The following is an 11,813-nucleotide window of genomic DNA, read 5'->3' as shown; positions in this document are numbered from 1 at the left end:
TAGTTGTGAACGAGTATTTCTAGTTGAAGGGAGAATACGCTGGTTACTGGGTTCTTACTGGAATTCCTTTGTTAAAAGGCGAGCTGCTTGGTTTAATGCCGCTCGTTTAACTGCGAGTGGCATCTTTTGTATTTCGTCACCTTGTACAGCGACGATGGGACATGATGTGGGATCTTCTATCCTAGCTCTTCATGGTCTAAATTATCTCATTAACCACTCAGAGCTAGATTCTTAGTCTCGCCAAGGCTCGCTGGACTGACACAAAAACATCGTTAAACTCCTGTTATTAAATTATTTGGTCCGCCTTTGCTTACTTTTGAACGCTTAACTAGGCGTTACTCCAAGTGCTTAAATTGCAATGCCACAAGTCGCTGATACAACTCACAGCTTTGCATTAATGATTGGTGGTTACCGACATCGACTAACTCGCCATTGTCGAGCACCGCAATTTTATCCGCATGTTGGATAGTCGAAAGACGATGAGCAATAATCAGCGTTGTGCGTCCTTTCATTAGAGCTTCAAGTGCTTGTTGAACGTGATGTTCACTTTCACTATCAAGGGCGCTGGTAGCTTCGTCTAGCAGTAAGATTTTTGGATCTTTTAGAATCGCGCGAGCAATCGCAATACGCTGCTTTTGTCCGCCCGATAGCCTAACGCCGCGCTCCCCTAAAAAGCTGTGATAGCCCTCGGGAAGCTTCTCAATAAACTCATGGGCATGGGCTTTTTTCGCGGCTTCGATAACTTGTTCATCCGTGGCTTCTGGATTGCCGTAACGAATATTGTGAAACACATCATGGCTAAACAGCGCTGGTTGTTGAGGTACGAGTGCCATTTGGCGTCGAAGCTCGTTTGGATCGAACTGTCGAATGTCTTCGCCACCAAACAACACTTGCCCCTGTTGTGGGTCATAAAAGCGTTGCAGCAGTTCGAATAGCGTTGTTTTACCTGCACCAGAAGGGCCGACCAACGCCAACACTTTTCCTTGTTCAGCAGTTAGATTTAACTCTTTGATAGCTGGTTGATTTGGGCGAGAAGGGTAGTTGAAACTCACCGAATTAAAGTTAACCTCAGCAGGCATGTCGGCACGGACAGGCAAATGGTTGCTTGGCGCTTTAATATCACTGGCTACTTGAAGGATCTCAATCAGCCGTTCGGTAGCACCTGCGGCTCTTTGCAATTCACCCATGACTTCGGAAATGGTTGCAGTCGATGAGGCAACCATAATGGCATAAAACACAAATGCGGCTAGGTCACCCGCAGACATTTTTCCGTGAATCACATCGCTGCCGCCTACCCAAAGCATGCCTGCAATCGCGCTGAACACAATCACAATAACGCCTGATATCAGGATCGCTCGCTGCTTTACTCTCTGTCTACCTATTTCATAAGCTTTTTCCACCTCGACAGCGAAAGCCGCTCGTTCATGCGACTCTGAGCTAAAACTTTGCACGGTTTTAATATGTTCTATCGCTTCTCCAGCGTAGCTGCCGACATCGGCCATTGAATCCTGACTTTTGCGAGAGAGCGCACGCACGCGTCGTCCATAAAACAAAATTGGTACCAAAACCAAAGGCACAGAAGCAAGCACAATCAGCGTGAGCTTAACGTTGGTAGCGAATAACATAATGATGGCACCAAAACACATCAAAGCGCTACGCATCGCCATCGAGAACGATGAACCAATAATGCTTTGCAGCAATGTGGTATCGGTAGTCAGGCGCGACATTATGTCGCCACTACTGTTAGTCTCAAAATAGCTCGGATGCAGCGTAATCACATGGTTAAACACTGCAAGGCGAATATCCGCACTAACGCGCTCACCTACGGCAGAGACAAGGTAAAAGCGAAAGAAAGTCCCAATGGCAATACACAATGTGACACCGACAATAAACTGAATCGCATTGGTGAGCTCTTGCAATGATTGCTGAGCAAAGCCTTGGTCGATAAGAATGCGCACTCCATAGCCAACGGATAACGTCAAACTTGCTGTCGCGACAAGGGCAACCAAGGCTGCCGCAACCCGCCATTTATAAGGTGCAATAAAGGTGCTGAGTTTAAGAAGAATGCTGAGGTTTTTGTTATTTTTTCTGCTCATGAGTGACTCACAAAGCGTTTTAGGTACCTGGCATAGTAAGCCAGTTTGGTTGGTGAGACCAGCGATCTACCGCGTTCGGATTAGGAAGTTGAGGAGTTTGATAGAGTAAACATTACTCTATCTGTTTACTTTTAAGTAATCACTTAAGTCACATTGACTACTTACGGAATCCCCATAGGATTGAAATTCAAACTTTCTGATGGGGTTGGTGGCTTCGCAGTTTAAATTAGACATATTTACTCTTTCCTTCATACCGATGACATGATGCCTGAAAATTCCTTTCCAAATAACAACCTTTTGATTGGCAACGGTTGTGGTCACTTCTACACTGCATATTGTTTGAAATAGGCCATCGAAAATACTTAGAACTTTGTTCCTTTTTCTGAAAACAGGATCAAACTTGAATTCCCCATTTGTATTCGTGGTGAAGCTACGTTCGAAAGAACGATTTGCTGACCGAATGTTAAGTACTACATTTGCATTCTTTATGGGAGTATCGTTCTTCGTAATACGTCCTTTTATGCTTGGTGTAAACTCTTGAGCTTCCTTACCAAAAAATAAAAAGCCAACAGCAAAAACAGAAATCAGTACGAGTATGAGTAAAGCTGCAAACTGTTCTAAGAACAGAAAAACATTGTTGATCATCGCTTACAAATCAGTAGTCAGTGAATACACCTCGAATTGTTGCGTATTGTCTCGAATGACTATAGCGAGTATCTAAATCGGTGAGACATAATTCACGATTTTTTAGAAGTTTTGGAGGATAGAGTGACCCAGGCGATCTTTGTTTTGAAAAAGAAGCACTGCGATAGTGACAGATATAACCAATATCGCATGTATATCGAAAATCACTTAAACGTCGAAGAGACTAGAATCAGCTTTTAGTTCGGAGGGTGTTACGCACGGCTTTTGGCGAGTAGCAGGTCGACTTTTCCTTTGGCTGTTTTACTGACCGTTTGCATCAACTGAAAACTTGGTTTTTCGACGCCTGAGTTTTCTATCCCTTCGACCATTAAGAGCCAAAGCTTGGCTGTCATTTGCGCATCGGCTAGTGCACGGTGGAAAACACCGTCGTTGTCGATATTTTTATAGCGAACAAGTTCACCTAGCTTATGTGATGGGGCTTCTTGAATGAGCCGTCTTGCTACCAGTAAGGAGCAAGCAAACTCACCCGAATAACCACAGTTGATTCGTTCAAGCTCTGCATCTAAAAATCGTTTATCGAAGGACGCGTTGTGAGCGACAAGGTTCTCGCCAGCAATGAACTCACTAAATGACGCCATTACCTCTTCGCAGCTTGGTGCCGATCGCAACATATTGTTGGTAATGCCGGTGTAGTTCTCAATGAAAGAACTCACTCTGAAACCGGGATTCATGAGTTGCTGAAAACTATCGACAACCTCGCCATTGACTAACTTTACTGCACCAATTTCTATTGCGCGATCACCTAAAGTAGGAGAGAGACCTGTGGTTTCAAAGTCGAGTACGACCACAGAGTTTGCTTGAGGCATAAAATTTTCCAGCTGAGTAATATTGCGCAAGAGTATTATTGAAAGCGACAGAAAAAGAAAGGCGAACACAATGGTGAATATCTGTCTATCTTTACTCCACAAAGTCAGTGTTCGTCGTCCACTGTTTATGGACAGGCACGTTCTGGCTTACCCATCGCGGCTTGTGCGGTAGCCTTATATTTCAAATGTTTTTCGGCTTTTCGATTCATTTCAATTAAGCATTAACTTTCGATATAAAATACTGATTATAAATTGATTTTATAAATCCACTTCGGCATCATTCACGGCTTGATTTTAAAGATGAATGTCATCACGGCAAAAAATTAGAACAACTTATAATGCGAGGCTAGGGAACGATGGAACAAATGAAAAATCACTATTTAGAGATACCTGAAGAAAGAAAATTGCGTATTTTTCGTGAATAAGACGAACGTTTCTACAGCTTTTGGGAAAAAATGCTTGATGAAAAGCAGTCCTTTTATCAACAACCTCTCAAAAGAATGAAAGGCGACGCTTGGTATTCGCTTGATGCATTCTTCACTGCTTCAAAATACGGACAACATCAGGCCTCACCAGCTTATATAAAAAGAGCGCTTGAGTTACTGAATAACGTGTACTTGCTGGCCAATCATTCAGACAAAGTGGTTGAATTCTCCGTTGGGCAACGACATTTTTCGGAAGTAGGTAACCGTTCTATTGCAGGGGGAACGATGGATGCTTGGTTGGATGAAATCTGTTTAGCGATGGCCGCGAGAGATTGGCGCTGCGTAGAGCTGATGACCATCATGGATGAGTCGTTAGTGCGTTTAAAAGATCCATTCGATGTTGCGCTAGTCGAGTTCGTTAACGGTGTATTTAGCAATTCATCAGCGTTACCAGAGTTATTGCAAACTGTGATGGAGAAATCCTCCCCGCAATACTTAGAATCAACCAGAGTGCCATATGTACACTCTTTGTTTATTCCATTTGTGAATGTGTTTGTTGCCATTATCGATGGCGATGAGGCACATTATCAAGAGGCACTGAGGGATGCGTTAGAGGCGCATTACCAGTTCTACATGAATGAAGATGTTCGCTATTCGCCAAAAGGAAATGTTTCTCTGAAACTGACTGGTCTTGCTGCATTAGCATACGATAAGTATGGCTGGACGATTCCAGAAGCCGCATATTTACCGAAATGGCTTGTTTACGGTGAGCATGATCTTCGTTCTGCGTAAATCACTCTTAAGTTAAATCTATGTCCAATCGGAGGTTCAGCATGGAAGCATAAGCAGAAAATGCATCGCGAAAATGCAGTTTACGCCTCTGTTTTAACAAGTTACATTGTTGAAACTTTGATTCAAAGGACAGAACAATGAGTGCCCACCTAAAACAGCTTTGTCATACCCATCTCCCTGGTAATAAAGAAGATTCTCCAGCCGAACACTTTGTGAAAATGGCAAAGTGGTGCGAAGAAAACAACGTCAATCACGATGTCTACGGCGAGGGCGAAACGGTTCAGGCCTTCGAGAAAAAGGTTGCCGATCTGCTGGGTTACGAGGCAGGGCTTTTTGTTGTAACAGGGACGATGACGCAGCCAACAGTGCTCGAAATTGTCACAAGACAAAAGCGTAATCCTATTGTCGCTATGCACGCATCTAGCCATATTCCTGTGTATGAAAAACAAGGCTACCAGCTTCAACATCGTTTTAGTATTTTGCCAGTAGGGAACCCTTATCAAACATGGAAGCTTGAGGATCTCACTGCGTGGCCGGATGAAATCGCAGCCGTTCTTTATGAACTCCCGATGAGAGAAATTGGTGGTCAGCTACCTTCATGGTCAGAACTGGAAGAAATCAAAGCGTACTGCGCCGAAAACAAAATTCATCTCCATATGGATGGCGCAAGACTTTGGGAAACCGCAGCTTACTATCAGAAAGAATACCGCGAGATCGCCGCTGGTTTTGATACGACCTATGTTTCACTTTACAAAGGCATCAACGGCATGGGTGGATCTATGTTGCTTGGCTCAAAGTCGTTCATTGAACTGGCTTCATTGTGGATGAAGCGGCAAGGTGGCAACCTGTATCACAGAACACCTTATGTGGTGTCTGCGGCAATGCAGTTTGATGAAAGGTTGTCACAAATGCCGGTTCTATTTGAGCGAACAAAACAGATCTACAGGATCATTGAAGAGTTCCCACCTTTGGCGGTAAGACCAACCCAGCCTCAAGCAAACATGTTGCACCTTATCCTGCCATTTAGCTGTGAAGAGTTGAAAGAACTCCAATACACGTTTGCCACGGAAAAGGGCATTTGGTTTGGTAACCCGCAAGTCACGGCACATCCAAATCAATCGATTGTTGAATGGTATGTTGGTGACTACCTGCTCAATCTTGGTGATGACGAATTAAGGTCGTTTTTCAATCAGTTACTCGGTAAGAAGGCATAAACTTATCAATATGCGAGCTTACTAACACGCCATACGTGACACTTCATGTATTCTTAATTGAAGCGAAGAAGAGGATTTATCAATGTCAAAAAGCTCCAAACTTCACAATGAAGACAAACTGGTTAAGAAGGCACTAGATATTGGTGGGAAGATGGCGAAGCTACAAGGCTTTGACCTTCCTCAGTCACCACAACCTCTAAGAGTAAAAGCGATTTACCTATTCTTGGTTGATGCCAAACAGATCACCCCATTACCGGAAAGCAAGCTAGACGGCGCAAGCATCAAACACCGACTGGCAGTCTGGATACACAGTGCATTGCCAGACAACGACCCTCTAAAGTAGAAAACCTCATAAGTCATATAGGTCATTAATTAACTAGGCGAGCCAAATGGTTCGCCTTGTTTGATCTTGGCGAGTGCACCGAGGTCTTTTGGCGTGGCGGTATCATTGATTTACAAAACAAAATCAAAAGGACTAAAGATAAATCCCGAGAAGCGCTACAATGCAGGTGTTGCGAGAGTGCAACCAAGATTACTCATTTACAGAAGCCTTGAAGTAACCATACATGTCTAAAGATTTCGAATTCACTACAGAATACATACTCGACAAACCTTTCTTTGCTGAGTGTTATGATCAAACTAGCCAGCCAACGAAGTTCCCACAAGCGTACCTAAAAGGGATGCTGTTTCTTATCTTTGGTGTGGTTTTATTGGAGTTTGAACTGCTACCTAACGGTTACGTCGGTTGGTTCTTTATCGTATTGAGTGTGATTGAAGCGTGCAGCGTTTACTTCAAAAGAACCTGGTGGCTATGGCGTCAAACCATCAGTTCAAGCCGTGGCAGCAAAGTAGTGTTTGAAGTTAATGCAGATGGCGTGCGCTATAAAAGCGGTAAAATCGATCGCAGCCTCGCTTGGAGTGAAATCGACCAACTCGAACAAACCGATTTGGGCTTTATCCTTCACCTTGGTAAACAACGCCAATACATCAGCAAATCTTGCTTAAATGAAGAAGCGATCGCGTTTATGGTAGAGCGGCACGCGGCATCAAAAGCGAGCTAACCAACTCACATCAAGCTTGAATGAGCGATCGAAAAAGTAGGTGATATATGATCGAACATTGTAACAAGTATATGGTCGATTCTGAATCAATTGGGTTTGATGTAGAAAGCTAATAAGGTTTAGAGGTTTCTCTTTCGGACATACTGCTTCGGTGTCATGCGCGCAATCTGCTTACACTCTCTAGTCATGTGTGCTTGATCGGAAAAACCTTGCTCTAGCGCCAACTCCGATAAAGTAAGATCGGGTTGCGCTCGGAGTTGCTCTAAAGTGTGCTTAACTCGTTTAATGCGTTGGTAATGTTTAGGAGTAATCCCCAACCATTTCTGAAAATTGCGCTCTCTCTGGCGCTGACTGATGGTCCCTGTAGGTTGGTCAATAATGTGGCCGACATACCGCGGTTCATATTCGTCAATCAGTGTTTGAACCCAGCGATATAACGTAGAAATCCTTGCATATGGCGAACGCGCTGTTTGCAGAGACTCAAATGTTGCTAGCGCAGAAGAAGCCAAAGGGTGGTCGTCTTGAATCCGCAATAGCTGTTCTAGACGTTTACCAAATAGTTGATAACTAACAGCAGGATGAAAGCGTACGCCAGTCATCACCGCACCTGGCGGTAGGCAGACCTGATGTGCCAGAATGCTTATAGGTAGTAGGACAACCCCTGGCGTTTGCCACTCACCATCCATTTGTACTTCATTCTGTAAAATGAATACCACACCTGTACCAGCATCACTGAGTAATTGTTTACGTACGGTTTGCGTCGTATCAGGTTTGACGGATGCTGACCAAATGGCTTGAACATAGCCAGCTAAAGCCTTTTGAGGTTTTAAAATATCAAATTCTAAGTTCAAATGAATCATCCTATTTAACCTCAACTTAAATGAGAAAGTGATACACATGTACTTTTCATCCTATTAAGTTGAGGTATAAGCAGTGGCTTACAAGTAAGAACCGTCAAATAGAATTATCGAGGTTTATAGACTCCAACCTTTGGCTTAAATGCCTTAACTATTCGGTTCCAACTATTGATCGCGTTGATTGCAATTGTTAGGTTGACCATAGCTTCTTCTCCGAAGGTATTCAAGGTCAGCTGATAGGTATCATCATCTACTGGTAGGCCAGCAGTTAGTAATTCAGCCCAACCTAGTGCAACGTGTTCTGCATCGCTGTAGAATGGCATATCTTTCCATGCACTAAGCCCCCATATGCGTTCCGGCTTTTCACCTAACTTAAGCGCATCTTTACTATGCATGTCGATACAAAATGCACATTGATTGATTTGCGATATGCGTAACTTAACCAGTTCCCATATGATCATGTTCATAGTTTCTGATTGGCTAAATTGTTCATGGAAGTAAGCTTCCTGAGCGTATAGGATTTCTATTGCTTTTGGCGCTACTTCAATATAGTTGAGTCGTTTTTTCATGGTCATTCTCCTTTGTTTTTTACATAGTAAAAAACGCTCTTAGCAAAAGATTGAAGATTTTCGACATGCACTCAATAAAGTTGGATAAAAGAGTGAACGACGAAAGCGAAAAAATGTACCTATTGGAAACCAAGAAAACTTATGCCAATTAACAAAGTATTGCTCTAAATAATGCGACTTAAGGTTGGCGTCTATTTTTACTCCACCACCTTCCGTAAACGAGCAAAAGGTGCTGAGTTACCTATATACACACCAGCCGCAACGATAAAGACGCCTAAAACATTTTCCCATTGAGCCTGCTCACCAGAAATGAACGAAATCAGTAGAGTGAATACCGGCATAATATTAAATAATGGAGACATCTTATCTGGACCAAGAACGATAGCGCCTTTCATCCAAAAGTAATAAGCAATCAAAGTTCCAAACAGGCTCATGTAAGCTATTAATGCTAGGTCTTTAAATGTTATGGCATTTAAGCTACGGCTAAAGTCGCCGTGGTACATCGCTATAGCGACCATTTGAATGGCACCAATACTTAACACCCAACGTAACTGCTGAGTTACTGGGATATGAGATGTTAAACGCTTCGCTAGAATTGTGTATAAACACCCACTAATTAAAGCAAATAACATGTATAGATCACCAATATTACTATTGCTGCTAATAGAATGAATATTTCCCCCTGTAATGACGATTACCACTCCACAAAAACTGATTAGTGCACCTAAAATAGTTTTAACCGAAATGGAAGTCTTGAGAATAACGCCCGACAACAAGATAGTGACAAGTGGTAGGTTTGCCTGAACAACAGCTGCGTTAACTGGGGTAGTAAATCTCATTGCAGAGAAAATAGAGAAGTTTTGGATAGTTACACCCACGGTTGCTATAACAAACAACGACAACATACTTTTTCGTGTGAGTTTGGCTCCATATGGAGAGCGTTTAGTACCTCTTATCAGTAAGAGTATTAAAGCTGCAACGGAAAATCGTAACGTCGCTGAATCCAAAGGAGAGACATCGCTATTAATAGCCTTTATTACGTTAAAGTTACTAGACCAAAAAAAGATAGCGACAACAACACCGCACCAAATTGATAAATGCTTAGACATAGATCTTCCTGATAAAAATTAACTTGACGCGATAATGCTATATATTTCATATTTGATTTTTAATAGCCAAATTTAAGAGGGTTAATCCCAAATATGGAACGTCACTCTTTGGATGACCTTTTGTTATTCGTTTCTGTTGCTCGCTATCAAAGCCTAACACAAGGATCTGAGCGTCTTAATGTCCCGTTAGCCACGCTAAGCCGGAAGTTAAAAAGGCTGGAAACAAACTTAAATTGCAGACTATTTAACCGCAGTGCACACCACTTTGCGTTAACAACTGATGGCGAAAAATATTATCAACTCTGTGAGCCGTTACTTCTTAGCTTAAATAATGTGACATCGAGAATTGCGACTGAGCGTCAGTCTTTAAGCGGAACGATCAAAATATCAGCGCCAATTAACATGACACAGATGTGGTTAAAGCGGTGCGTTTATGAATTTGCAGAGCAACATCCGAAGATATGTATCGATTTAGATGTACAGAATGAAAAAATCAATCTTGTATCTAACCGTGTCGATGTTAGTTTTCGTCTTGGTGATCTTATTGAACAAGACTGGATTGCTCAGAAATTATGGTCGATTCCATTTGCGCTTTGTGCATCACGAAGCTATTTAGAACAACACCAACCGATTACCCATCCAGAACAACTTGTTCATCATCGCCTAATTACGGTAAACAACGACAGCCAATGGAAATTAGTTAATCAAATCACCAATGAAACATTTGATCGTCCGCTAAAGTTTCAATTCACTTCAAATGATGTACTACTAGTTAGAGACGCCGTCATCCATGGTTTAGGAATTGCTTGGATTCCAACCTATTACTTTCATGAGCTAAATCATGATCAACATAACCTGCTGCCTTTGTTGCCAGAATGGCAATGCTCGGGTAAAGAAGTATTCATTATGTATCGAGACCGCGATAAAAGGCCTGCAAGAGTTGATGCATTTATTGAACATGTCTTAAATTGGAAAAATCGCATTCAAATGTTTGCTTGAAAGAGGTTTATCACATTGTGCTGTGCCGCTAACCTCAAGTGAAGCTTCATGACTCTGCTTCAATTGAGTTCATTTATTTAACCTCTAAAAGAATCATGAATACATAGGCAGTTAATAGGATTCGAGTTTACAAGTGATTCGGTCAGCTAAAACTCAAGCTAAGTAGAAAGTATTTGCAGTTGTATTTGCCTCTGAAAATCGTTTAGAGCTTTCTCATCCGCGAGGTTCTATAAGAAATTATTAAGGATATATTTGTGTGTGATTTCGTGAAAAAAATTATTGTAGGTTTACTTTTCAGTGCTTCGTCTTTTGCTTCCTTAAGTCAATATGTTCCAGCAATGAATGATAAGAACGGTTATGTAGAACCATTTCAAATGTTTGATAATGTCTATTATGTAGGAGACAAGTGGGTCTCATCATATGCCATTGCTACAGACGACGGACTCGTTATCATTGATACGCTTGACTTCCCTTACTCTGAGTGGATACCTATCAACCTAGAGAAGCTAGGGCTAAAAGATAAGCCAATAACGCACATATTGGTAACTCATGGGCATTCTGACCACGTTGGAGGCGCCCAGTTACTTCAAGAGAAGTATGGTTCCAAAGTCGTGATGACCAAAAGCGCTCATGAACTAGCTATACAGCAATCAAACAAAAGCGAAGGTGAGAACAAGTTCCTTCCTCCAAATTTAGACATAGAGATAAAAAGCGATAGCTCTATGGCTATTGGTGGACATGAGTTTAAGTTCTATCTCACACCTGGCCACACGGAAGGTGATTATTCCTTAGACTTCACTGTTGAAGATAATGGCGAACAATATCGTGCTTTTATCGTTGGTGGGCATAGCGTAAGTAGCAATGATCCAGAAGTTATTGGCCAGTTCCTGACTAGCATGGAGAAAATTAGAAAAATTTCACTACAGGCACCTATTGTGAACGTTAACCTTTCGAACCATCCACATAAAAATTTCCTTTTTGAAAATAGGAAGAAGCTCGGCACAAGCGGTAACCCGTTTATCAGTGAGGCAAACTTCTTCATGTTCCTTAAGCAACAAGAAGATTTAGCTAAGGGAAAACTAGAAGAACTATAATACCGTGGTTGTAGTGGCACACTGAATTTGGTCACTTAGTTAGAGGTGATATCATCACCTCATAAGTTAACAGGTGACATAATGAC

At 42.1% G+C, this 11,813-nt stretch carries 12 protein-coding genes; 6 read left to right on the top strand and 6 right to left on the bottom strand.

Translation table 11 applies throughout. From position 1 onward, the window contains the following. Nucleotides 1–335 precede the first annotated feature (335 nt). From R7035_RS18415 to R7035_RS18405, 3 genes are all read right to left on the bottom strand, one after another. Nucleotides 336–2,096 carry an ABC transporter ATP-binding protein/permease gene (locus R7035_RS18415; protein ID WP_115386621.1) on the bottom strand — a complete coding sequence of 587 codons (1,761 nt, stop codon included), beginning with the start codon at nt 2,094–2,096 and terminating at the stop codon, nt 336–338. 117 nt (nt 2,097–2,213) lie between these two features. Beyond that, on the bottom strand, nt 2,214–2,741 hold the full coding sequence (locus R7035_RS18410) for a DUF6795 domain-containing protein (RefSeq protein ID WP_104976122.1): 528 nt from the start codon (nt 2,739–2,741) through the stop codon (nt 2,214–2,216). Nucleotides 2,742–2,992: 251 nt separating this feature from the next. Beyond that, on the bottom strand, nt 2,993–3,607 hold the full coding sequence (locus tag R7035_RS18405) for a PolC-type DNA polymerase III (protein ID WP_169644072.1): 615 nt from the start codon (nt 3,605–3,607) through the stop codon (nt 2,993–2,995). 455 nt (nt 3,608–4,062) lie between these two features. Here R7035_RS18405 and R7035_RS18400 point away from each other — a divergent pair, with 455 nt between their 5' ends. From R7035_RS18400 to R7035_RS18385, 4 genes are all read left to right on the top strand, one after another. Continuing rightward, nucleotides 4,063–4,824 carry an immunity 49 family protein gene (locus R7035_RS18400; RefSeq protein ID WP_318146218.1) on the top strand — a complete coding sequence of 254 codons (762 nt, stop codon included), beginning with the start codon at nt 4,063–4,065 and terminating at the stop codon, nt 4,822–4,824. A gap of 137 nt (nt 4,825–4,961) precedes the next feature. Further along, nucleotides 4,962–6,038, top strand: coding sequence for a threonine aldolase family protein (locus R7035_RS18395; RefSeq protein ID WP_318146217.1), 1,077 nt, complete (start codon nt 4,962–4,964; stop codon nt 6,036–6,038). A gap of 82 nt (nt 6,039–6,120) precedes the next feature. Then, nucleotides 6,121–6,381, top strand: coding sequence for a DUF5062 family protein (locus R7035_RS18390; RefSeq protein WP_064354747.1), 261 nt, complete (start codon nt 6,121–6,123; stop codon nt 6,379–6,381). Between the two features lie 223 nt (nt 6,382–6,604). Then, entirely contained in the window at nt 6,605–7,099 is a 495-nt protein-coding gene (locus R7035_RS18385) for a YcxB family protein (protein WP_186585346.1), read from the top strand. A gap of 119 nt (nt 7,100–7,218) precedes the next feature. Here R7035_RS18385 and R7035_RS18380 read toward each other — a convergent pair whose 3' ends face one another. From R7035_RS18380 to R7035_RS18370, 3 genes are all read right to left on the bottom strand, one after another. Continuing rightward, on the bottom strand, nt 7,219–7,959 hold the full coding sequence (locus R7035_RS18380; RefSeq protein ID WP_172563782.1) for a helix-turn-helix domain-containing protein: 741 nt from the start codon (nt 7,957–7,959) through the stop codon (nt 7,219–7,221). Between the two features lie 104 nt (nt 7,960–8,063). Next, nucleotides 8,064–8,525 carry a carboxymuconolactone decarboxylase family protein gene (locus R7035_RS18375; RefSeq protein ID WP_005376442.1) on the bottom strand — a complete coding sequence of 154 codons (462 nt, stop codon included), beginning with the start codon at nt 8,523–8,525 and terminating at the stop codon, nt 8,064–8,066. Nucleotides 8,526–8,722: 197 nt separating this feature from the next. After that, nucleotides 8,723–9,634 (bottom strand): DMT family transporter, encoded by a 912-nt coding sequence (locus R7035_RS18370; RefSeq protein WP_025767810.1) that lies wholly within the window; start codon nt 9,632–9,634, stop codon nt 8,723–8,725. A gap of 93 nt (nt 9,635–9,727) precedes the next feature. Between R7035_RS18370 and R7035_RS18365 the strand changes: the two genes are divergently transcribed. Further along, nucleotides 9,728–10,633, top strand: a complete 906-nt coding sequence (locus R7035_RS18365; RefSeq protein ID WP_025767809.1) for a LysR family transcriptional regulator — start codon at nt 9,728–9,730, stop codon at nt 10,631–10,633. Between the two features lie 266 nt (nt 10,634–10,899). Next, nucleotides 10,900–11,727, top strand: a complete 828-nt coding sequence (locus R7035_RS18360; protein ID WP_025767808.1) for an MBL fold metallo-hydrolase — start codon at nt 10,900–10,902, stop codon at nt 11,725–11,727. Nucleotides 11,728–11,813: the final 86 nt, after the last annotated feature.

This window comes from Vibrio sp. 1731 (genome assembly GCF_033339955.1).
Classification (GTDB): Bacteria; Pseudomonadota; Gammaproteobacteria; order Enterobacterales; family Vibrionaceae; genus Vibrio; species Vibrio alginolyticus.
The sequence above is the reverse complement of the archived record's forward strand: the minus strand, read 5'-3'. Positions and strand labels throughout refer to the sequence as shown.